Genomic DNA, 21308 nt, shown 5'->3' on the forward strand with positions numbered 1-21308 from the left:
GACTCTCCTTAAACATACACATGTGGAACGTCGGACAACTGCCGAGAGGTCGCCATGCGCATCAGCTCCTCGAACTCACGGCGGACCAGGGCCTGCAGGTTCTGGGCGAGCAGCGCAGGGTCGGTAACACTGCCCTGGACCGTGATGGGCATGCTGGGGGTAAAGGTGAATTGCTGGGTGACCGATTGCGGCTGGGCAATGCCCTCCCCCGTTGGCTTGATGGGCGCTTGCAGAGCGTCGCTTGCAGGCATGGCACTCGCCAGAGAACGCGCGACATCGCCAGGCTGTGCCGCCACCGGTTTGCTGCTCTGATCCTGCTTGTCTGCAGGCTCTGCCTCTTGATCGGAAGACACCATGCGCTTGCCCAGCCAGCCACCAATTGCCTCGCCGGCCATGCCACCGAGCACGGCGCCAATCGATGTACCGATTACCGGGACGAACGAGCCGACGACTCCACCGATGACGGACCCGACCAGACCGCCTGCGGCGGCACCGTAACCCTCGGCTTTTTCTTCCGGGGTGTCGGCAGTCATGAACGTGGCGACAGTATTGATACCCGCCGTCAGCAACGCCGGGCCGCGAACGCCCTTGATCGCCGCACCAATCTTGCCAGCTGTCCCCACCGGGCTGGCGGGAGGCGCTGGCGGTGGTGTGGACGGACCTGGCGCAGGTGCTCTGGGCGACGGAGCCCGCCGAGTCGTTGAACGAGGCTGGCGTTGCGGTGCCCTGCGTTGTGACGTCCGGCCTTGCGGCGCCTTTCGTCCGTTTCGGGACGGCTTGCGTCGCTGACCCGGCTTTCTCACGCAACAACCCATGTCACTGGCATTGACGACGAACACATTGAGCGGGTCATTGAGCACATTCACGTTCGACAGATCACTGCCCTGCCCCGGATCATCCGCTGCGCCCACCGACGTCGGCTTGCCTTTGAGCCATTCAAGGCCTTTGCTCAACACACCCTTGGCAGCTTCACCGCCTTTGAGTGCGAGGAACGTCGTACCGAGCACCGTGGCACCCGCTATCAACCACTTGATCGCATCCGGAGCGCCAGTGAATGCCTTGGCCGTGCCAGTCACGGTCTCGGCCAATCCATCCGTCAACGGCCGCATGGAATCACCCAGGCTGCGCAGCGATTCGTCAACTGCGTTGGACGCTTCGGTCAAACGCTGATCGGAAGTCCCCCGGCGTGCGACCAGATCCCTGTCGAGCACGCCCCTGGCCTTCGAGGGTTCCTTACTGTCCAGGGCCTGGTCCAATCCTTGGTTCTGCGACGCAGACAGGCTGTCGGTAACTCCTTCGCCGGTACCCTTGCGCTGAAACACAATGTGCTCCAGCGCCTTTTCCAGTTCATCCGGTCCACGCACCCGAGGGTTCTTCTGAACCTCGCCGACCAGGCGTGCCGCCTCCTTGGCTGACACATCCTGGCCAACCGAGAACTTGGCCGTCGCGGGGGCAAAGTCCAGGGCTTTATCCAGGCCCATCCCCGTGTCGAACAACTGCTTGATCAGCTCGGCTGCCTGGTTACGCTCCATCCCGGTTGCCTCGGTGATCGCCGCCACCTTGGCGATGATCGCCTGCTCCTGCGCCGAAGGGTCCGCTCCGTCGGCTCCCCCGGCGCTGATCGCAATGTCGCGGGTGATCTTTTGAAACTGTGCGCTGATCTGGGTGGGTAGCAGCAACGCCCGAGAGATCTTCAATGCCTCGCCGAGTACCGGAAGGTCCTCGATGACTTTCAGGTTGTCTCTCTCGGGTGCTACCTCCGTTGCCGGCGGCCCGGCCTTGTCCACAGCCATCACTACTTGCTGCTGACGAAACTGGCCCAGCGCGACGACTTGCTGCTCAAGCAGGTTCAGCGTTGCTTGCAGGTAGGGCCGCAGCTCACCCAACCAGGCGAAGCTGCCTTGCGACGCAGGCGTCCCGCCGTTGCGCAAGCTTAAGAGCCCAGCGTAAATGCTCTCCAGAACCCTGGTGTTTTTCTTGATTCGGTCTTCGACCGACTTGAACGCAATGCCTACCGTGAATGCGGCGGTGGCACCAAGCTCCAGTTTCAATGGCGGATTGCTCGTCATCTGATTCCCCTATAGCCACGCCACAGGCTTAATCCGAGAGCCACCAGACCATATCGCTGAACGACATGGTCATGATTTCAGCGGCAGTAAAGTTCAGCTCCCTGGCCAGTCGCTTTGCCGCCGCCCTCTGCACCCTGGGGTCAAACCTCGTCGTCTTGCACCAGGCGAAAATAACCGGCCTGCAAGCGGCTGTAGTCTTTCAGGGCAAGCCCTTCAAGGTCCTTGACCCCCACCTCGGCCAGCGAGGCAAAAAGGTTCAGCTCACGTTGCTCATCGTCACTGTTCGCCACCGATTGCGCGGCACGAATGTCACGTACGGTCGGTGCCCGCAGGGACAGGCTGTCGACGTGAACACCATTGGCCTCGGACGGCCTGGTCAACGTCACGACAACCCGCTCGGCGCTCACGGCCAGCCAGCTCGGCGTCTTGTTTGCTTGAGTCATGTGATCTCCTTACAGGCCCAGGGCCGAACGTTGGGCGGCGAGTTGGTCGACGCCGTTGATGACGCGCTTCATGCCCAGCGGATCGATTTCGTAGACCAGGCGGCCATCGACTTCGAGCTTGTAGTAGGTCACGGCCACGTTGTGCTTGATCTCGGCCTTGTCGCCCGGCTTCCAGTCGCCCATGTCGACTTCTTTCAGCGCCCCGCGCAGGGTGACGATGACCGGGGTGATCTTGCCTTTGAGGCCTTTGAAGGCACCGCGGAAGGTGCCGTTGAAGGCCGAGCCGTCGGCCAGGCCGAAAAACTTCAGCGACTCGCGGCGCACGCCGGTGGTGACGAAGCCGGCTTCCTGCTTCTCCATGCCCTGGTCGATTTCAATCGCCATGTCCATGCCGCCGGCACGGTGCTCCTCCATCTTCAGGGTGAGCTTTGGCAGGGTCAGGCTGGGGACGTCACCTTGAAAGCTGACGCCATCGACGAACAGGTTCAGGTTCGCCAGGGTTTCGGGAATCATTGCCATGGTTATTGCTCCTTAAACGGCTTGGTCGAGGACTTCGGTCAACCACTGGTTGGTGACCTCGACACGGAAGTTCGGGTTCTCGGCTGGCGGCACGTCGGTGAAACGGATGTTCCAGTAGACCTTGCCTTGCTCCAGCTGGCTGGCGGTGTTCAGCTCGGGGTCGGCGAACACTTCGAAATTGATGATTGCGCCCTGGGCTTTCAGATCACGCATGAACGCCTGCAGACCTTCGGTCACATCCTTGACGTAGGTTGCGGTGATCGAGCGGTCGACTGCCCACTTGTGGCCGTAGAGGATCGCGTCCATGACGATGTCCATGGTCCGCACGCGGGTGACGAAGGCCCACTTCGGATCGCTGCTCAGGGTACGGTTGCCCCACAGGCGGAAACCGTCATCGCGGATCACGGTGGTGATGTTGGCGTTGTTGAGCAGGTTGGCCCGGCAGGTGGCATCGCCATCCAGGTATTCGATCGCGCGGCTGGTGCCGGTGATGCCGACGAACTCCTTGTTCGATGGCGAGGCCCAGAAGCCGTACTCGCTGTCGGTCCAGGCGAACAGACCGGCAACCCAGGCCGACGCAGGGGCATCGAGGGTCGCGCTCTTGCCGGTGTCCCAGTACTGCACGCCCGGGTCGACCAGGTAGGCACGCTTGGCGCCGAAGTTCTCGGCGTAGGCGATGGCCGCCTCGTCGGTGGTGTTCGGGCCATCGATAATGGCCAGGCCGCGCAGCTTGTCGGCCAGGGCCACCAGGGCAGTACCGACCGCCAGGGTGGCGCTGTGTTTTGGCGTCACCAGCAAGCGAGGCTGGGCGTTGAAACGGCTTTTGCCGTCCAGCAGCGCCTGCAGGCCGGTGCGTTTGCCGTCGGCCAGCACGCCGCCGATGATGGCCGAGGTCTGCGCCGCCTCTTCTTCAAGCTTGGCCACGCCGCAAGCGACGATCACCGCCTTGGCGCGGCTATAGATGGCCTGGCAGGCGCGGGTGATTGCCGCATCGGCGCCGAACGCGGCGATGGCTTCACGCTCGCTGGTAATCAGCACCAGGTCGTTGGCCTTGGCGGTTGCGCCCGGGCCTTCGGTGAAGGTGTCGACCAAGCCGATGATCGAGGAAGAAGGCAGCGCGATGGTACGTGCGCCGGTGTCGACGTTGGTAACGGTAACGCCGTGGAAGAATCCACTCATGGGTAAGTCTCCAGAAATGCAAAGGCCCCGCGGTGCGGGGCCTTCAGAGGGTTTGTTGCGGATAAGAAAAAGCCCCGGCGGTGCGGGGCTTTATTGGGTTTGGGTGGTGAGCCAGGTGGGGGCGCTCGGACGTTTGGATGATTCGGGGAAATTACTGGTCTGCGGCCAATCGCGCAGCTCCTGGCGGTAAGTCAGCACTTCGCCGTATTGGCCACTGGTCAGCGTCGTGGATCGCCCTATGCCTTGCTCATCACGGTGACGAGTCGTCAGCCATTCAGTTGCCTGCAGCTCACCATCACGCCAATCCCGCTCTAACTTCGCGAAATCCGGCACCACTTCGAGAAGCGGCTCTTTCTGAATAGCGCCGTCAGCTTTAAGCCGCCACACGCCATCCTGCTCGTTGACCAGCCGGAACCATAGTTCATCTGCAACTTTTATCGCGTGTGCAGGAATATCGTGCACCCCCTCAATGAGGCGGTACTGCAGCGAACCGTCTTCGTTAAACGTTGCGTATTTCATTAGCACCCCACTGAAAAGACCCAGCTACCAGCAGCCGAACCCGCACTAGACCGGATAATAAATTGTGCCTTATTGATGATAGCCGCCGCGTGGTAGTTGAGCACTCCACTACCGGGCGTGTAACCACAGGTGGCAAACACAGCGAGCGGACCATTGGGATAGGGAATGACGAAGTTATGAGTTGTGTCGACCCCGTTCCCAATCGGGCCTGGCTGCCATTGCAGGATAAGTCCACCTAGCCAGGTCGGAAAAATCACATAACCAACTCCAGACGGGTAAAACTGGAACCCAAGGCGCATCTTTTTGGGCGTTACCGCCACATCATCACCTGTACCCGTATCGACTTGGCCCTGCGTACCGATTTTCAGCCAACCTGGCACCGTCTCGGTTGCCTGCTTCAAAACTTTGGCAATGGCCTGAAATACCCGAAGGGCCGTCATAGGCTTGGCTGCATCGGTCCCAGCCTCGGCCTCGGCCTGGCTAGCTACATTTATTCCATAACCAGCCAAAGTGGTGGCCTTATCTGCTTTAGTGTCTGGCTCGAAATTTCCCGAGTGCCAAATATTTCGCCAGGTTCCAATCCCCTCAGGATCTGTACGCCGAAATGCTAGTAAGTCACTACCTAGGTTATAAGCAAGGGTGAAACTGTAGTCTTCATACGCATGATGAAAGGCTGCCGATCCCGAAAAATCTTGTGGACGATTTGGTGTATCTCCTCGCCCAAGATGATAAAGCCCGGTATTGGAAACATCGTTGTAATCGCTGCGAAAAATAGAGTTGGCAAACCCATCCACAATACCATACTCAGCCAACGTAGTAGGGTTGAAGCCTTCTTGCACGACACCACGATCGTTAATCCTGACCCTATTGTAAGTCCCTGCATTTTTGTTTACAGGTAGTACATTCAAGATACCCGAGTCAACATACTCACGAGTCGCTAGCACAACGGCCGGATCAATCTTGAGCAGCACATTGGCCGTGCTGGTAACAATAATGTTGAGCCGTACCACCTGAGTCTTGCCGGTACCCTGATTGAGCAATGGCTTGAAACTCGGTGCACAGTTGGCCACCGCAACCAAGTCACCATCCACGTCGTACAGGCCGATCTCCCGAATCCACCAGCCCCCCACGTCCGGCGGTATCACTTGCTCGGCAATGATGATGCTGGCGTTGTCCGGGTCAACCTTGACCTGGTTGAGCGGCGCCCTGCGGCGTTCGTTGATGAGCTTTTTCTGATCCCTCGATGGGATCGGGTCGGTCAGGTTGGCATCACCAACCCCCATTTGTGCAAAGGTCCAAGGCACGCCCAGGGCGTTGGCGTTGGCCTGCTTAGCCTCCCCCGCCGCCGTGAGAATGGCGAAGAACTGGCTTGTCTGGTCAGTCATGAGTACACGTCCAGGGTTTCAATTTGGTGTTCACGGCCCACAAGGCCATAGCTGCCGCTGACTTCAATGTCGCGAGAGGTCGGCGGATAGATGTCGATTTCATCGCCTTCAGAAAGGCTTATTCCCAGGCGCAGATAGCCACTGCTGGCGAGCGTGATCGCAAGCCCCGTCAGGTGGCGACTGACCGGCTTGGCGTCATCGATCAGCCGGGTCAGCTCCTGATACATTTCCTCGGAGATTCCGTTCTCCAGTACCCCGACCTGAAGCGCAAAAGTGCCCGGCACGCCTTGCGGTGCCGTCTGCCACCACTCCTTCACTTCGATCAGGTAACCCAGCGGCTCCACCACCCGGCGCAACGCGCCGATAGTCCCTTTGTGCGCATGCACATAGAACGCCGAGCGGATCACCGAGCGCTTGATTGCCTCCGGCCAGGTTTCATCCCAGCGGTCTACCGACCAGGCCCAGGCCAGTTGGTGCAGCAAGTGCGCCGGGCAGGTGTCGGGGTTGTACAGCGCACGCAGGGGTATTTCGGTAGTTTCAAAACCAGCGGCCTCGATGGCCTGTTCGAGATCGGTACCGTTGAGCGGGAGCAGACTGTCCATGTCAGCTTCCTCGCGTCACAGTGATCCCTTCGCACCAGGCCGCTTGCGCCCGGGTCGGGCGGAGGTCGGCCCAGTTGTTCAGGTCGACCCGGCTGACGCCGTTGATGTGCAATTGGGCATCCACGCCCGAACGGGCCACTTCGACACCCAGGCGCCGGCGCGGATTGATCCAGGCTTGCAGCCGGCGTTTGCACTCGGCAAGCGTCGCTTCGATCTCCGGGCCGTTGCCGCTCATGTGCACCACCGCATCGATGCGGTAGCGCAGAATCTGCGCGCCTTGCACCGTCAGGCGGTCACCAACCGGACGCACGTCATCGTCATTGAGCTTGAGCCGTACGGTGTCCAGTAGCTCGGCTGCGGCGCTGCCATCGCCCTCGAGCGCCAGCACCGTCACCACCACCTGGGCCGGCAACGGGCTTTCGGCCGTGGCATCGGCCACCTGCCCGGAAGCGTTGCGGGCATGCAGGATATAGCTGTTGCGCGGCCCCGCCGTGGTCAACCCTTCATAGACCAGTTGCACCCGCTCGCGCAGGGCGTCGTCTTCTTCGAGCACCTGTGGCGTTGGCGGTACCGTGCCGGGGTCTTGTGCCTGCACCACCAGCCGCTGCAGCTGCACATTGGCCGCCAGTTGATCCAGGTCGGAACCCTGCGCATAAGCCAGCAACAGCGCCTTGGCGGCATCGTTGACCCGCGCGCGGTTGAGCAGCTTGCGATAGGCGCCGACTTCCAGCAGCTTGGTCACCGGATCGCTTTCGACTGCGGCGTCCCAGTTGTCGCCCATATGCGACCGGAAGGTCGCCAGGTCAGCCTGGAAGAGCGCCTCGAAATCGAGGTCTTCCAGCACCTGCGGCGCGGGCAGCGCCGAAAGATCCACACTACTCATGCCGTCACCTCCAAAGTCTGGTTGGCTCCCAGGTACTGTCCGCTCAGTTGCAAAGTGATCCGCCCACCAACCACCCCCGTTACCCTGACCCGCTCCAGCTTCAGACGCGGCTCCCAACGGCCCAGTGCGCGAGCCACCTCCGCCTGCACCGCGCTTTTCCAGCCTTCGTTGACCGGCAGATCGACGAAGCGGCGCAGCTTGCTGCCGTATTCCGGGCGCATGCGCCGGCTGCCGAGCGGTGTGGTGAGGATGTCTTCGATGGACTGACGCAAATGTGCAATGCCGGATAACGGCTGGCCGCTCCGGCGATCCATGCCGATCATTGATGTTCTCCAGGCGTAAAAAAGCCCGCAGTGGGCGGGCTGGTTTTCAGTGTTTGTGATTGGCGGTGTTGCCGCCCGTGTCGATGATCTTGCCGCCACCGAGGATGTCGCCGGTTACCCGCAGCGGACCGTTGATCTGCACCTCACCGGTCAGGGTGATGCTGGCGGCTTTCGCCTCGATGGCCTGGTCGGTCACCACTGCCGAACTGCCGCCGACCTTGATGCTGACGGTACCGCTGGGCAACTCGATGCTGTAACTGCGGGCCTGCCAGTCGTAGACCAGCGAGCCACCATCGTCGAAACGCCAGACCTCGACATGCTCGCGGTTGTCCGCTGGTGCGCCGGCGTTACCGTACAGGCCCGGCACGAAGGTGCCTTGGGCCGGCTCGCCACTTGGGCTGATCAACACCCCTTGCTCGTTAAGGCTGGGTGCGCGCCAGTGGCGGGCCTTGCCGGCGGCCTGGCTATGCCAGCGCAACCAGGCGCTGGTCCAGCCGGCGCCGTCGGACACCCGCACCCGGGCGGCGGCAAGGTCAACGGCGACCACCCGGCAAGGAATCACCAGGCCGGCGAGCATGCGGTCGTGCATGGCACTGGCGTAGCTCATTGCATGTCCTCCGGCGATTGGTAATCCGCTTCATAGCCCGGACCGGTGTCGGGGCTGAAGGCAAAAGCAAGTGGGCCCGGTTGATCAGGCCATGGCCACTGCACGGTTCCCAGGTGCAGGATCTGCTGCCATTGCACCAACCAGCCAACGGCAGGGGTTGCCCCCGGAACCGGTTGAACAGGCTCGGCCAGCACACTCATCGCCCCTTCAACAAACTCCAGCTCCCAGAATTGTTTGCGCAACAGTACGATCAGCTGGGTAGCCAAAGTGACAGCTTCCAATGCCGCGTGTTGGCGACCGGAGTCAATCACGATGCGCGCTTCAACGGTCGCGATGACGCACGAACGACCGTCGCCTGGATCATTTGCCGGTTTAAGGCTGGAAATGGAATGAAACAACGCTGGCAGCGCTGTGTGCTGGTCCGCCGCCCCATAGGCGTCGACGGTTTCAAACTGAGGCAAGGCGGCCTTGATAGTCGCGCTGATCGCCTCATGCAAGCGGTTCAGTTCGCTCATGATCAGTCCTGTGTCGTGGAGCTCGCAAAGGCTATTCGCGGCTAAAAACAGGCAAAAATAAACCCGCCATAAGGCGGGTTCATCGAAGCTGTTGTAAAGGCACCCATGAGCACCCGTTAGTTATCGGCTAGCCCGTAACAAACGTGTCTGGCGAAACCAGAGCACACCGGCGAAGCTGCAGCAGATAAGCGTCATCATCATAAAGTAGGAAAAATAACGAATCAGGTCGTGGTTCTTGATTGAAGTGATCCGACGATCAAAGCGCTCATCGAAGACAACGCGCCCGTCACTATTCAGAACTTCGCGAATCTTCAGTTCGTCCACCCCACCACTCGCAAAAACATCAACCATCACCCCAGGCGCCAGATCCGCGGCTTGGTAGAGTTCTTTCGAGACATAGACTATCTGTTTGGACGAGGGGCGCAGGTTCGCTTCAGTCAGTCGAACCTGAAAGTACACGATCGAACTGTCTTGGCGCATCTCGGTGGGGGCACTGACAATCTGCCCTTTGAACAGAGTCGGTGCTTCATCCCCGAGTTCGTCAAATGATTGAACAAAAAGCAGGAAGGTAAGCCCCATCAACAAAAAAACACCTGCCATCCCTAGCAGAACCCTGATTTGCTCGTAGACTGTTTTTCCACGAAACAACGACAGCCAAGAGTCAGACATGCACCATTCGCTTTTGCTGCAAAAAAGGATGCCCAACATCCATGGGCATCCGTCACCCTAACATAGAACCTCTGGCTGCTCGTTTATCAACCACGCCAATGAAAATATCCATTTTTCCTGACACGATTATCTCCCTCGCCCAGCCCCCCGCAATGAAGGTATGCCAACACGGCCTGGAATGAGTGGCCGTATTGACTGGCCAGCCATAGCGCCAGACCTTGTCCGGGTGTTGAACTCAGTGTTCACTCTCCCCCTTTGCACCACTTGCAGGTTCAACCCCCAAGCGCTTCGCCGCCCATCGTTCATAAAGGCCGATGGCGACATCGGCGCCGGCCATGGCGGTAAGGCAGCCGAAGGCGCTGGCGCTCCAGATCGACATGCCGCTGGCGTACAGCAGCATCACCGTGGACACGCCGCAGACCATGCAGGCCCCCGAGCGCAATACCAGGCGCCGAAAAAGCGCCCAGCCCCGAGCGCCGGCCTTGTCCGCGCGCCACATCTCTCCGGAAAGGCCGCCCAGCAAGGCCAGGACGATCACCAGCCAGATCGGCATTTCCAGCAACGTCTGTTGCTCGTTTGTCACTGTCCTGTCTCCTTGGTAGTTCCGCTCGGCAGCTTGCCAGCGGCGTTTGTTGTAGAACCGATCACTCGGCATTCCAAAAAGCCCGGCCTCCCCAGGCTTTTCAGTAATGCGTTGTCGAACCGCCCGCCACGACTGGTGCGCTGGGCAACTCCGCTTCAAATTGTTCCTCCGGCCGCGGCCACCTGCCCGCCGGATAACTGCTTCTGGTGCTTTACGCTGCGCACCCGGGCCAGTTGCCAACCCTCTGAACAGTTCAGGCCTGTTCATCGCTGCCTTTGTCACTGCCGGTGTCGACCGGCGTGAGGCAAAGATTATGCATTGATGCATATGCAGTCAATGCATTTGTGGAAATATTTATGCATAAGAAAATGCACCTACGCATGTAAGCCTTGATCTGCTTGGGCTGGATTGCTTTTCTGAAGGCGAAAAAAAACCCGCCAAAGCGGGTTTTCAAAAGAAACAGCCTACTCAGCGGGCGTACATGCCCCACCAGAACACATGCCCAAGGATGCTGATCTGCTCTTCCTGCATCTGCTGGAAGCTGTAGTCTTCATCCGGGTGCTCATCGCGGTTGAAGCTGCGCAGGCGAATGCCGGTAGGCAGGCGATAGAGCTGCTTCACCCGCAACTGGCCGTTGTGGTTGATGGCATACAGATCGCCGTCGACGATATCGCCGATGCCGCTCTTGCCGGCATTGACGCCGACCGTGGCGCCATCACGCAATACCGGCAACATGCTGTTGCCGCGCACCGTCACGCACTTGGCCTGATCGAACTGCACACCATTGTGACGCAGGCTGCGCTTGCCGAAACGCAAGCTGGCCTTCTCGCTTTCTTCGATGACGAATCTTCCTGATCCTGCTGCCAACTCGACCTCGCGAAGAAACGGAATGGACACTTCGTCGTCCTCGACGGGGGTGTCGTCATCCCACAGGCTGATGTCGTGCAACTCGGCGTGGCTACGCGCCGGCGCGGCTTCACGGCTTTCGCCGAGCTCGACGCGACCGCGCAGCTGGTCGGTGCTTACACCGAAATACTCGGCGATCTTCGACACGTGCTTGTCGGACGGATCGACGATTTTCTCGCTGAGGATGCGCGACAGGGTGGATTGCGGCACGCCGGTACGCCGGTGCAGCTCCGTGGGGGAGAGACCGTGGCGATCGAGCAATGCTCTTAAGACGGATGCTACGTTGCGTTTTTGCATAAAATGCATAATGCCGGGGCCTTCAATAGAATGCAAACCCTGTTATGCACGGATATGCACGGACAAATGGTCGCGCCCGCCCGTTTGCCCTCGGCAGCCCAGGCAAAATCCCTGTACCATTGCCCGCTTGCCTTTGGTCTACAACGACACTGCGAGCCAAGTTTTTGCAATGAGCGATCTTTCCGCACACACCCCGATGATGCAGCAGTACTGGAAGCTGAAAAACCAGCACCCGGACCAGCTGATGTTCTACCGCATGGGCGACTTCTACGAGATCTTCTACGAAGACGCGAAGAAGGCCGCCAAACTCCTGGACATCACCCTGACCGCCCGCGGCCAGTCGGCGGGCCAGTCGATTCCCATGTGCGGTATCCCCTTCCATGCGGCCGAGGGCTACCTGGCCAAGCTGGTGAAGCTGGGCGAATCGGTGGTGATCTGCGAGCAGATCGGCGACCCGGCCACCAGCAAGGGCCCGGTCGAGCGCCAGGTGGTACGCATCATCACCCCCGGTACGGTCAGTGACGAAGCGCTGCTCGACGAGCGTCGCGACAACCTGATCGCCGCCGTGCTGGGTGACGAGCGCCTGTTCGGGCTGGCCGTGCTGGACATCACCAGCGGCAACTTCAGCGTGCTCGAAATCAAGGGCTGGGAAAACCTGCTGGCCGAGCTCGAACGCATCAACCCGGTCGAGTTGCTGATTCCCGACGACTGGCCCCAGGGCCTGCCGGCAGAAAAACGCCGTGGCGCCCGTCGCCGTGCACCGTGGGATTTTGACCGCGATTCGGCACGTAAAAGCCTTTGCCAGCAGTTCGCCACCCAGGACCTCAAGGGGTTTGGCTGCGAGAAGCTGACCCTGGCCATCGGCGCCGCGGGTTGCCTGCTCGGCTACGCCAAGGAAACCCAGCGTACCGCCCTGCCGCACCTGCGCAGCCTCAAGCATGAACGCCTGGACGACACCGTGGTGCTCGACGGCGCCAGCCGCCGCAACCTTGAGCTGGACGTGAACCTGGCCGGCGGCCGCGACAACACCCTGCAATCGGTCATTGACCGTTGCCAGACCGCCATGGGCAGCCGCCTGCTGACCCGCTGGCTGAACCGCCCGCTGCGCGACCTGAAGGTGCTGCAGGCGCGTCAGGGCTCGATTCGCTGCCTGCTCGATGGCTATCGTTTCGAGAAACTGCAACCGCAGCTCAAGGAAATCGGCGACCTCGAGCGGATCCTCGCCCGTATCGGCTTGCGCAACGCCCGGCCACGGGACCTGGCACGCCTGCGTGATGCCCTCGGCGCCCTGCCTGAACTGCAAAACGCCATGGCCGAGCTGGAGGCGCCGCATCTGGCGCGCCTGGCGGCCATCGCCGGAACCTACCCGGAACTGGCCGACCTGCTGGCAAAAGCCATCATCGACAATCCGCCCGCGGTAATCCGTGACGGCGGCGTACTCAAGACCGGCTACGACAGCGAGCTGGACGAGCTGCTGGCCATGAGCGAGAACGCCGGGCAGTTCCTGATCGACCTGGAAGCCCGCGAGAAAGCCCGCACCGGCCTTGCCAACCTCAAGGTCGGCTACAACCGCGTGCACGGCTACTTCATCGAGCTGCCGAGCAAGCAGGCCGAGCAGGCGCCCGCTGACTACATCCGTCGCCAGACCCTCAAGGGCGCCGAGCGTTTCATCACGCCAGAGCTGAAAACCTTCGAAGACAAGGCGCTGTCGGCCAAGAGCCGCGCACTTGCCCGCGAGAAGATGCTCTACGACGCCTTGCTCGAGAACCTGATCGGTCACCTGGCGCCGCTGCAGGACACCGCTGCGGCCCTGGCCGAGCTGGATGTACTGAGCAACCTCGCCGAGCGGGCGCTGAACCTGGACCTGAACTGCCCACGCTTCGTCGACGAACCGTGCATGCGTATCACCCAGGGCCGTCACCCGGTGGTCGAGCAGGTGCTGACCACGCCGTTCGTGGCCAACGACCTGGCGCTGGATGACAACACTCGGATGCTGGTGATCACCGGCCCGAACATGGGCGGTAAATCCACCTACATGCGCCAGACTGCACTGATCGTGCTGATGGCGCATATCGGCAGCTTCGTCCCGGCCGCTGCCTGCGAGCTGTCACTGGTCGACCGCATCTTCACCCGTATCGGCTCCAGCGATGACCTGGCGGGCGGCCGTTCGACCTTCATGGTCGAGATGAGCGAAACCGCCAACATCCTGCACAACGCCACCGAGCGCAGCCTGGTGCTGATGGACGAAGTCGGCCGCGGTACCAGTACCTTCGACGGCCTGTCGCTGGCCTGGGCCGCCGCCGAGCGCCTGGCCCAGTTGCGTGCCTACACCCTGTTTGCCACTCACTACTTCGAGCTGACGGTACTGCCGGAGAGCGAGCCGCTGGTGGCCAACGTGCACCTGAACGCCACCGAGCACAACGAGCGTATCGTGTTCCTGCACCACGTGCTGCCCGGCCCTGCCAGCCAGAGCTACGGTCTGGCCGTGGCGCAACTGGCTGGCGTGCCGTCGCCGGTGATCCAGCGTGCCCGTGAACACCTCGGCCGGCTGGAAACTGCCAGCCTGCCCCACGAAACACCTGCCTTGCAGCAAGGTGCGCCAGCTGTACCGCACCAGAGTGACCTGTTTGCCAGCCTGCCGCATCCGGCCATCGAGAAGCTCGGAAAGCTGGACCTGGACAACATGACGCCGCGTCAAGCTATCGAAATGCTCTATACACTGAAGACTCTGTTATAACGCGCGCCCGCACAAGCTGATAGAATCCCGCGCGGTTTGGCGGCGCTGCAGGTTACTAGCCTGGCCTGCAGCCGAACAACCAAACCGAGCGGCCCTGTCTGGAAGGGCACCGCTGCCGTCGCCTGAGGAGAGAATTAGAAATGACCTTCGTCGTCACCGACAACTGCATCAAGTGCAAGTACACCGACTGCGTAGAAGTCTGTCCGGTGGACTGCTTCTACGAAGGCCCGAACTTCCTGGTCATTCACCCGGACGAGTGCATCGACTGTGCACTGTGCGAGCCTGAATGCCCCGCCGTCGCCATTTTCTCGGAAGACGAAGTGCCTGCCGGCATGGAAAACTTCATCGAGCTCAATGCCGAGCTGGCGGAAATCTGGCCGAACATCACTGAAAAGAAAGACTCGCTGCCAGATGCCGCCGAATGGGATGGCAAGACCGGCAAGATCGCCGATCTGGAGCGCTAAGCGCGCGGATCAACAAAAAAGGCCCTTCAAGGGCCTTTTTTCATGTTTATTGCGGGCAAAAAAAAGGGGCGGTTTGACCCGCCCACATTTTTTCCGTAGTCCCTCTGTTCCCTTTCATCATCCTGATGAATCGCATCCTGCGATGTCCTTGGCTTTCATCCTTGAGAGCCTGTGTCAGTCCGTAGACACAGGACAAATATTAGCGCTTCCAAGATTTACCACAACAGCACAAAGCTCTCAAAAAGCTGCGGTAACCATATTGTCATAAACAAAATATTCGTTATATATCAGTAGCTTAAACAAACGCGCACACTGAAAACGACAACGATTTACTACAGCGTACAGCTATGACTTACATCACGGGTAAGCGATGGCTTACATGAACTAGAACAGTACCAACATCGCCGTCGGATTGCGCCCAAACCCGGATGTTTCAACAACGCCATCGGGAAGCCGTTCACGGGTAATCTGTGTTCTGCAGATGCAAAAACGCCCCGACTTGTCGGGGCGCTCTTCACAACGATATCGCAGTATTATTGAAACAGCGACTCGCTGGACAGGCCGTTCTTCTCGAGGATCTCGCGCAAGCGCTTGAGGCCCTCTACCTGGATCTGCCGCACTCGTTCCCGGGTCAGGCCGATTTCCAGGCCAACATCTTCAAGCGTACTGCTTTCATGACCGCGCAGGCCGAAACGGCGGATCACCACCTCGCGCTGCTTGTCGGTCAGCTCGCTGAGCCACTGGTCGATGCTCTGGGACAGATCGTCATCCTGAAGCAGCTCGCACGGATCAGTAGGACGGTCATCGGTCAGGGTATCGAGCAGGGTTTTATCCGAATCAGGCCCCAGGGACACGTCCACCGACGATACCCGCTCGTTGAGCCCAAGCATGCGCTTGACCTCGCCGACCGGTTTTTCCAGCAGGCTGGCGATCTCTTCCGGGGACGGTTCGTGATCGAGCTTCTGGGTCAGTTCACGGGCGGCGCGCAGGTAGACGTTGAGTTCCTTGACCACGTGAATGGGCAGACGGATGGTCCGGGTCTGGTTCATGATCGCCCGTTCGATGGTCTGCCGGATCCACCAGGTGGCGTAGGTAGAGAAACGGAAGCCGCGTTCCGGGTCGAACTTCTCAACCGCACGAATCAGGCCGAGGTTGCCCTCCTCGATCAGGTCGAGCAGCGAAAGCCCGCGGTTGACGTAACGCCGGGCGATTTTAACCACCAGACGCAGGTTGCTTTCGATCATGCGTTTGCGCCCGGCCGGATCGCCACGTTGCGACAGGCGCGCAAAGTGCACTTCTTCTTCCGGTGAGAGCAATGGCGAGAAGCCGATTTCATTGAGGTAAAGCTGGGTCGCATCAAGTGCCCGAGTGTAGTCGATGTACTTGTGCTGTTTGAGCGTAGAGCCTTGTTTGGCCCTGGTCCGAACCGTAGATACAGCAGGTTCGCCTAACATCTCATCATCCGTTTCCAAAACAATGCCGGTCTCCATCAGGAGAACATCATCGTCGATGTCAGACTCCGGCACTTCTTTACTGAGAGCCATTGTTATAGTCCTTTGCTGAGTTCGAACTCAGACTCAAGCGACGCCTATATCCTTGGCAGCGCTGGAGCCTGTCCCCTCTACGCGAGGAACAGGCCGGGCCTAGCAATCAACGACGTGGCAGGAATTGCAGCGGATCGACAGGTTTGCCCTGGCGGCGAATTTCAAAATGAAGCTTCACCCGGTCAGTACCCGTGGACCCCATTTCGGCAATTGTCTGCCCTACCTTGACCTGCTGTCCCTCCCGAACCAAAAGCCTGCGGTTGTGGCCGTAGGCACTGACGTAGGTATCGTTGTGCTTGATGATTACCAACTCGCCGTAGCCCCGCAAGCCACTCCCGGCGTAGACAACCGAACCATCAGATGCAGCAAAAACAGGCTGTCCCAAATCACCGGCGATATCAATGCCTTTATTCAAACTACCGTTTGAAGCAAATTTTCCAATCAACACGCCGTTGGCCGGCCAGGCCCAGCCGGCCGTGGAGCGCCCTGCAGGGGGGACTTGCACGGGTGCGGTGGTAGCCACCACCGGGGCAACTGGCGGGGTGTTTGGCGTGGTTGCAGGCGCTGTAGTGGCCGGAGGCGTTATCGGCTTGCCGGTGCTGTCCAGCGGACGCTTGATGATGGTGGTCTTGCTCGAGGACGATGGCGAGCTGGTCACCACTGTGGTGCCAGCAACCGGCGCCGGGCCACTGGAGCGTCCGTCGAAACGGATCGCCTGGCCCGGGCGAATGGTATACGGCGGTGCGATACCGTTACGCGCGGCCAGGGCCTTGTAGTCCCAGCCATAGCGAAAGGCAATGGAAAACAGCGTATCACCGGGACGCACCACGTACTGACCGGTGGTGACCACGGGGCGCTTAGGGGCGGCGTTGTTGCGATCGACCACGCGAACGCTGTTGGAGGACGTGCTGGAGCACCCCGTCACCAGCGTGCCCACGGCCAGTGCAATCAGCAGAAGCTTGAAGCTTGATGGATCCTTGCGCTGCCGAATGATTGTGTGACCCACCCGCCGCTCCCTCTAAATGGTGACCGATGTTAGAAATGCAATATTGTTGCAATTATACCCGAGCGCGCCGCCCTGCGGACGTCAGGCCTTGTGCCAAACGTGATCTGCAACAGACTATGGTAGCCCGCCAGATAGACAGGGCAATGCCGCCGAAATTCGCCCGAGCGAAAAAAAAGCCCGGTCAGGCCAGTGGCCCGGTCAGCAATGGCACAAAACGCACGGCGCCCAGTACCCGTCGCGAGAAACCGTGCTCTTCACGCACGATCAGCATCAATTGCTGGGTCTCGCCGGCCGGCCCCACCGGTATGACCATGCGCCCGCCCGGGGCAAGCTGGTCGAGCAAGGCCTGGGGCACCTCTGGCGCCACGGCGGTGACGATGATGCCGTTGTACGGCGCCAGTGCCGGCCAGCCCTCGCAGCCATCGCCCCAGCGGAATACCACGTTGCGCAGATTCAGCTCGATCAGGCGCTCCTTGGCGCGATCCTGCAAAACCTTGATGCGCTCCACCGAAAATACCCGCTCGACCAGTTGCGCGAGAATCGCGGTCTGGTAACCGGACCCGGTGCCGATCTCCAGCACCTTGTCCAACGGGCCGGCTTCGAGCAGCAGTTCGCTCATGTGCGCAACCATGAACGGCTGGGAGATGGTCTGGTTGTTGCCAATCGGCAACGCCGTGTCTTCGTAGGCACGGTGGGCCAAGGCTTCATCGACGAACAGGTGACGGGGCGTACGGCGCAGTACGTCGATCACCTTGGGGTTGGACACCCCTTCTTCGATCAGGCGCTTGATCAGCCGCTCGCGGGTTCGCTCAGAGGTAAAACCGATACCATGGCGCATCAGATCATCCTGTTCGCGCATCAGAGTAATCCCTCCAGCCAGCCATCGAGGCGCTCGAAGGCATCGTTGAAGGTCCGGTCGAGCTGCAGCGGGGTGATCGAGACATAGCCCTGCATCACCGCATGGAAATCCGTACCCGGGCCACCGTCTTCGGCATCACCGGCCACGGCGATCCAGTAGCCTTCCTTGCCCCGCGGGTTGACCACCTTGGTCGGTGCCGCTGCGCGTGCGCGATGGCCCAGGCGGGTCAACTGGATGCCGCGGATGTGCTCCAGCGGCAGGTTGGGGATGTTGACGTTGAGTACCGTGCGCGGCGGCAGCTCGAGGCTGGTATGGGCCTCGACCAGTTTACGCGCGAAATAGGCGGCCGTCGGCAGGTTGTCGGGCAGGCGCGAGAGCAACGAGAAAGCGAACGAGGTACCGCCGAGAAAGCGCCCCTCGAGAGCGGCGGCCACGGTGCCGGAATACAGCACGTCATCGCCCAGGTTGGCCCCCAGGTTGATACCCGACACCACCATGTCCGGGGTGGTCTCCAGCAGGCCGTTGAGGCCCAGGTGGACGCAATCGGTCGGCGTGCCGTTGAGGCTGATAAAACCATTGGCCAGGGTTTGCGGGCACAACGGCCGATCAAGCGTCAGCGAACTGCTGGCGCCGCTTTTGTCCTGGTCCGGGGCGATCACCACACATTCGGCATAATCCGCCAGCGCAGCATGCAGCGCGGCGAGACCGGGTGCGGTAACCCCGTCGTCGTTCGAAATCAGAATACGCATGGGCTGTCCGTCTGCCCTGCCGGCACCAGATCAACAAGCTCGCGCACCACCACGGTGGCGAAGCATCCGGCCGGAAGGACGAATTCCAGTTGCAGGATATCAGGCTCGGGATAATGCCACGTCAGCCCGCTAATGGGCAGTCGCAGAATGCGTCGTTCGTGACTCATGCCCGCCCGGGCCAGCCACTGGCACAAAGCCGCATGCTGCTCACCGATACGTTGTTCGAGCTCGCCGGCCGCACCCGTGGCGCCCGACTGCCCTTCGCCCCACAGCGGACCGGTAGGGTGCAGGTCAAGAATCGCCAGGCGCGGATCGGAACATTCGGCCTCGCCCGCCGGAAAAAAGCTGCGGCTGTCGGTAAACGCCAGCAGATCACCGACCTGGGCCTGCTGCCAGCTGCCATCGGCGACACGCTGGGCCAGCACCTGGTTGAACAGATAGCTGCGGGCGCTGGAAAGCAGCCTCGAACGGACGTTACGTTGTTCCGGCAGCGCCTGGCGGCTGGCCCAGTCGCGGGCATCGTGCACATTGCCACCACCATGACCGAAGCGCTGGGTGCCGAAATAGTTCGGTACGCCCTGGCTGCGGATCTGCTCAAGTCGTGCATCCAGGGCCGCACGCTCAGCCTTAAGGCCCGTCAGGCGCAAGGTAAAACCGTTGGCCGAATGCGCGCCACGCTGCAGTTTGCGCGAGTGGCGGGCCTGTTTGAGGATACTCAGGGTTTCGTTTTCGGCCGCGCTCAGGTCCGGGTCGGCCTTGCCCGGCAGGTGCAGGCTGAACCACTGGCGGGTCAGGGCCTGGCGATCCTTGAGGCCGGCGTAGCTGATGCTGCGTACCGGCACACCGGCGGCGCGGGCCAGGCGACGGGCCGCCTCTTCGGTATTCAGGTCACGTTTTTCGACCCACAGCCACAAGTGTTCACCGGCCCCGCTCAGGGGAATGTCGAGCACTTCATCGACCTGGAAGTCTTCAGCGGTCGCCTTGAGAATTGCGCTGCCCAGCGCTTCGCCCGCGGCACGCGGGCCCAGCAGTTCGAGTTCGGTCATGCCGGCAGCAACAGGGCAACGGCGTGAACGGCAATGCCTTCCTCACGCCCGGTGAAGCCGAGTTTTTCGGTGGTGGTGGCCTTGACGTTGACCTGGTCCAGTTCGACCTGCAGGTCTTGGGCGATCAACTGGCGCATGGTGTCGATATGCGGGGCCATCTTCGGCGCCTGGGCGACGATGGTGGCGTCGACATTGCCGACCTTCCAGCCCTTGGCCTGGACGATCTGCACCACGTGGCGCAGCAGCACGCGGCTGTCGGCGCCCTTGAACTGCGGATCGGTGTCGGGGAAGTGCTTGCCGATATCGCCCAGCGCCGCAGCGCCAAGCAGGGCATCGCTCAGGGCGTGCAGCAGGACGTCGCCATCGGAATGGGCCAGCAGCCCGAACTTGTGCGCAATGCGCACCCCACCCAAGGTGATGAAATCGCCTTCCGCGAAGCGGTGCACATCGTAGCCGTGGCCAATACGCATAAAAAAACGCCCTGATTGAGTCAGGGCGTGATTCTACCTGCTTTGCCGGCGCTTGGGCTTGATTTGTAGGATCAGTTACCCGCACCTGTCAGCGCTGCGGCATGATGACGCAAGTGGTCATCGATGAAGCTGGCGATGAAGTAGTAGCTGTGGTCATACCCCGGCTGCAGCCGCAAGGTCAGCGGATGGCCCGCCGCCCTTGCAACCTGCTCCAGCATCTGCGGTTTGAGCTGATTGTCGAGGAAGTCATCGCGATCGCCCTGGTCAACCAGCAGCGGCAAGCGCTCGCTGGCTTGGGCAAGCAACACGCTGGCATCCCATTCGCGCCAGCGTGTACGGTCCTCACCCAGGTAACGGCTGAAGGCCTTCTGCCCCCAGGGGCAATCCATCGGGTTGCTGATCGGCGCGAACGCCGACACCGAACGGTAACGTCCGGGGTTGCGCAGGGCGCAGACCAGCGCGCCATGGCCGCCCATGGAATGACCACTGATACCGCGCTGGTCGGAAGCCGGGAAATGCGCCTCGACCAACGCCGGCAGCTCCTCCACCACATAGTCGTGCATGCGGTAGTGCTGGGCCCAGGGTTGCTCGGTAGCGTTGAGGTAGAAACCGGCACCCAGGCCAAAATCCCAGGCGCCGTCCGGATCAGCCGGCACCTGCGGGCCACGCGGGCTGGTGTCGGGGGCGACGATGATCAATCCCAGCTCGGCAGCCAGCTTGTGTGCACCGGCCTTCTGCATGAAATTTTCGTCGGTGCAGGTCAGGCCGCTCAGCCAGTACAGCACCGGCAGCTTGCCGCCCTGCTCGGCCTGCGGTGGCAGGTACACGGCAAACACCATGTCGCAACCGAGCACCTGGGAGCGATGGCGGTAGCGTTTATGCCAGCCGCCGAAGCTCTTCTGGCAAGAGATGTTTTCCAGGCTCATGGCAGACC

At 61.0% G+C, this 21308-nt stretch carries 23 protein-coding genes; 2 read left to right on the plus strand and 21 right to left on the minus strand.

The annotated features are described in order from the left end of the window. Positions 1-8 precede the first annotated feature (8 nt). The 14 genes from ABM562_RS11330 to ABM562_RS11395 form a co-directional block, all read right to left on the minus strand. Positions 9-2069 (minus strand): hypothetical protein, encoded by a 2061-nt coding sequence (locus ABM562_RS11330; protein WP_460422005.1) that lies wholly within the window; start codon positions 2067-2069, stop codon positions 9-11. 140 nt (positions 2070-2209) lie between these two features. Next, positions 2210-2512 carry a phage tail assembly protein gene (locus tag ABM562_RS11335; protein ID WP_115088344.1) on the minus strand — a complete coding sequence of 101 codons (303 nt, stop codon included), beginning with the start codon at positions 2510-2512 and terminating at the stop codon, positions 2210-2212. Positions 2513-2521: 9 nt separating this feature from the next. Beyond that, a complete protein-coding gene (locus ABM562_RS11340) occupies positions 2522-3031 on the minus strand; it encodes a phage major tail tube protein (RefSeq protein WP_038996697.1) in 510 nt (169 codons plus the stop codon). Positions 3032-3043: 12 nt separating this feature from the next. Beyond that, a complete protein-coding gene (locus tag ABM562_RS11345) occupies positions 3044-4210 on the minus strand; it encodes a phage tail sheath subtilisin-like domain-containing protein (protein WP_115088346.1) in 1167 nt (388 codons plus the stop codon). 90 nt (positions 4211-4300) lie between these two features. After that, entirely contained in the window at positions 4301-4729 is a 429-nt protein-coding gene (locus ABM562_RS11350; protein ID WP_460422008.1) for a phage tail assembly chaperone, read from the minus strand. Continuing rightward, positions 4729-6114 carry a phage tail protein gene (locus ABM562_RS11355; RefSeq protein ID WP_460422010.1) on the minus strand — a complete coding sequence of 462 codons (1386 nt, stop codon included), beginning with the start codon at positions 6112-6114 and terminating at the stop codon, positions 4729-4731. The genes ABM562_RS11350 and ABM562_RS11355 overlap by 1 nt, the downstream gene beginning before the upstream one ends. After that, the gene (locus ABM562_RS11360) at positions 6111-6716 is read right to left on the minus strand and encodes a phage tail protein I (protein ID WP_460422011.1); all 606 of its coding nucleotides are present in this window, start codon (positions 6714-6716) and stop codon (positions 6111-6113) included. Before ABM562_RS11360 ends, ABM562_RS11355 begins: the two co-directional genes overlap by 4 nt. Before the next feature lies 1 nt (position 6717). Then, positions 6718-7599, minus strand: a complete 882-nt coding sequence (locus ABM562_RS11365; protein ID WP_115088349.1) for a baseplate J/gp47 family protein — start codon at positions 7597-7599, stop codon at positions 6718-6720. Further along, positions 7596-7922 carry a GPW/gp25 family protein gene (locus ABM562_RS11370; protein ID WP_134063988.1) on the minus strand — a complete coding sequence of 109 codons (327 nt, stop codon included), beginning with the start codon at positions 7920-7922 and terminating at the stop codon, positions 7596-7598. The genes ABM562_RS11365 and ABM562_RS11370 overlap by 4 nt, the downstream gene beginning before the upstream one ends. Before the next feature lie 46 nt (positions 7923-7968). Beyond that, the gene (locus ABM562_RS11375) at positions 7969-8529 is read right to left on the minus strand and encodes a phage baseplate assembly protein V (protein ID WP_134063990.1); all 561 of its coding nucleotides are present in this window, start codon (positions 8527-8529) and stop codon (positions 7969-7971) included. Beyond that, positions 8526-9044, minus strand: a complete 519-nt coding sequence (locus ABM562_RS11380; protein WP_460422013.1) for a hypothetical protein — start codon at positions 9042-9044, stop codon at positions 8526-8528. Before ABM562_RS11380 ends, ABM562_RS11375 begins: the two co-directional genes overlap by 4 nt. Positions 9045-9164: 120 nt before the next feature. Then, positions 9165-9713, minus strand: a complete 549-nt coding sequence (locus ABM562_RS11385; RefSeq protein WP_460422015.1) for a hypothetical protein — start codon at positions 9711-9713, stop codon at positions 9165-9167. 235 nt (positions 9714-9948) lie between these two features. Continuing rightward, entirely contained in the window at positions 9949-10296 is a 348-nt protein-coding gene (locus ABM562_RS11390) for a phage holin family protein (protein WP_115088354.1), read from the minus strand. A gap of 468 nt (positions 10297-10764) precedes the next feature. After that, the gene (locus ABM562_RS11395) at positions 10765-11508 is read right to left on the minus strand and encodes a LexA family transcriptional regulator (protein WP_115088356.1); all 744 of its coding nucleotides are present in this window, start codon (positions 11506-11508) and stop codon (positions 10765-10767) included. A gap of 160 nt (positions 11509-11668) precedes the next feature. Here ABM562_RS11395 and mutS point away from each other — a divergent pair, with 160 nt between their 5' ends. After that, the gene (gene mutS, locus ABM562_RS11400; protein WP_346616731.1) at positions 11669-14236 is read left to right on the plus strand and encodes a DNA mismatch repair protein MutS; all 2568 of its coding nucleotides are present in this window, start codon (positions 11669-11671) and stop codon (positions 14234-14236) included. 140 nt (positions 14237-14376) lie between these two features. Continuing rightward, positions 14377-14700, plus strand: a complete 324-nt coding sequence (gene fdxA, locus ABM562_RS11405; protein WP_038996711.1) for a ferredoxin FdxA — start codon at positions 14377-14379, stop codon at positions 14698-14700. A gap of 533 nt (positions 14701-15233) precedes the next feature. On the opposite strand, the gene rpoS is transcribed toward fdxA, so the two are convergent. From rpoS to fghA, 7 genes are all read right to left on the minus strand, one after another. Then, a complete protein-coding gene (gene rpoS / locus ABM562_RS11410; protein WP_115088360.1) occupies positions 15234-16244 on the minus strand; it encodes an RNA polymerase sigma factor RpoS in 1011 nt (336 codons plus the stop codon). Between the two features lie 106 nt (positions 16245-16350). Continuing rightward, positions 16351-17250, minus strand: coding sequence for a peptidoglycan DD-metalloendopeptidase family protein (locus ABM562_RS11415; RefSeq protein ID WP_115088361.1), 900 nt, complete (start codon positions 17248-17250; stop codon positions 16351-16353). Positions 17251-17431: 181 nt separating this feature from the next. Continuing rightward, positions 17432-18109, minus strand: a complete 678-nt coding sequence (locus ABM562_RS11420) for a protein-L-isoaspartate(D-aspartate) O-methyltransferase (RefSeq protein ID WP_115088362.1) — start codon at positions 18107-18109, stop codon at positions 17432-17434. Next, complete coding sequence (gene surE / locus ABM562_RS11425; protein ID WP_115088363.1) at positions 18109-18858, minus strand: 5'/3'-nucleotidase SurE; 750 nt, start codon at positions 18856-18858, stop codon at positions 18109-18111. Before surE ends, ABM562_RS11420 begins: the two co-directional genes overlap by 1 nt. After that, on the minus strand, positions 18846-19904 hold the full coding sequence (gene truD, locus ABM562_RS11430; RefSeq protein WP_115088364.1) for a tRNA pseudouridine(13) synthase TruD: 1059 nt from the start codon (positions 19902-19904) through the stop codon (positions 18846-18848). Before truD ends, surE begins: the two co-directional genes overlap by 13 nt. Continuing rightward, entirely contained in the window at positions 19901-20374 is a 474-nt protein-coding gene (gene ispF, locus ABM562_RS11435) for a 2-C-methyl-D-erythritol 2,4-cyclodiphosphate synthase (RefSeq protein ID WP_115088365.1), read from the minus strand. The genes truD and ispF overlap by 4 nt, the downstream gene beginning before the upstream one ends. 71 nt (positions 20375-20445) lie before the next feature. After that, positions 20446-21300, minus strand: a complete 855-nt coding sequence (fghA, locus tag ABM562_RS11440) for an S-formylglutathione hydrolase (RefSeq protein WP_134064000.1) — start codon at positions 21298-21300, stop codon at positions 20446-20448. Positions 21301-21308 lie beyond the last annotated feature (8 nt).

This window comes from Pseudomonas sp. ZL2 (genome assembly GCF_054788455.1).

Bases quoted from the DNA above. Each gene is read 5' to 3' on its own strand.
- ABM562_RS11330 (WP_460422005.1), bottom strand. From the start codon at position 2,069: ATGACGAGCAATCCGCCATTGAAACTGGAGCTTGGTGCCACCGCCGCA.
- ABM562_RS11335 (WP_115088344.1), bottom strand. From the start codon at position 2,512: ATGACTCAAGCAAACAAGACGCCGAGCTGGCTGGCCGTGAGCGCCGAG.
- ABM562_RS11340 (WP_038996697.1), bottom strand. From the start codon at position 3,031: ATGGCAATGATTCCCGAAACCCTGGCGAACCTGAACCTGTTCGTCGAT.
- ABM562_RS11345 (WP_115088346.1), bottom strand. From the start codon at position 4,210: ATGAGTGGATTCTTCCACGGCGTTACCGTTACCAACGTCGACACCGGC.
- ABM562_RS11350 (WP_460422008.1), bottom strand. From the start codon at position 4,729: ATGAAATACGCAACGTTTAACGAAGACGGTTCGCTGCAGTACCGCCTC.
- ABM562_RS11355 (WP_460422010.1), bottom strand. From the start codon at position 6,114: ATGACTGACCAGACAAGCCAGTTCTTCGCCATTCTCACGGCGGCGGGG.
- ABM562_RS11360 (WP_460422011.1), bottom strand. From the start codon at position 6,716: ATGGACAGTCTGCTCCCGCTCAACGGTACCGATCTCGAACAGGCCATC.
- ABM562_RS11365 (WP_115088349.1), bottom strand. From the start codon at position 7,599: ATGAGTAGTGTGGATCTTTCGGCGCTGCCCGCGCCGCAGGTGCTGGAA.
- ABM562_RS11370 (WP_134063988.1), bottom strand. From the start codon at position 7,922: ATGATCGGCATGGATCGCCGGAGCGGCCAGCCGTTATCCGGCATTGCA.
- ABM562_RS11375 (WP_134063990.1), bottom strand. From the start codon at position 8,529: ATGAGCTACGCCAGTGCCATGCACGACCGCATGCTCGCCGGCCTGGTG.
- ABM562_RS11380 (WP_460422013.1), bottom strand. From the start codon at position 9,044: ATGAGCGAACTGAACCGCTTGCATGAGGCGATCAGCGCGACTATCAAG.
- ABM562_RS11385 (WP_460422015.1), bottom strand. From the start codon at position 9,713: ATGTCTGACTCTTGGCTGTCGTTGTTTCGTGGAAAAACAGTCTACGAG.
- ABM562_RS11395 (WP_115088356.1), bottom strand. From the start codon at position 11,508: ATGCATTTTATGCAAAAACGCAACGTAGCATCCGTCTTAAGAGCATTG.
- mutS (WP_346616731.1), top strand. From the start codon at position 11,669: ATGAGCGATCTTTCCGCACACACCCCGATGATGCAGCAGTACTGGAAG.
- fdxA (WP_038996711.1), top strand. From the start codon at position 14,377: ATGACCTTCGTCGTCACCGACAACTGCATCAAGTGCAAGTACACCGAC.
- rpoS (WP_115088360.1), bottom strand. From the start codon at position 16,244: ATGGCTCTCAGTAAAGAAGTGCCGGAGTCTGACATCGACGATGATGTT.
- ABM562_RS11420 (WP_115088362.1), bottom strand. From the start codon at position 18,109: ATGCGCGAACAGGATGATCTGATGCGCCATGGTATCGGTTTTACCTCT.
- surE (WP_115088363.1), bottom strand. From the start codon at position 18,858: ATGCGTATTCTGATTTCGAACGACGACGGGGTTACCGCACCCGGTCTC.
- truD (WP_115088364.1), bottom strand. From the start codon at position 19,904: ATGACCGAACTCGAACTGCTGGGCCCGCGTGCCGCGGGCGAAGCGCTG.
- ispF (WP_115088365.1), bottom strand. From the start codon at position 20,374: ATGCGTATTGGCCACGGCTACGATGTGCACCGCTTCGCGGAAGGCGAT.
- fghA (WP_134064000.1), bottom strand. From the start codon at position 21,300: ATGAGCCTGGAAAACATCTCTTGCCAGAAGAGCTTCGGCGGCTGGCAT.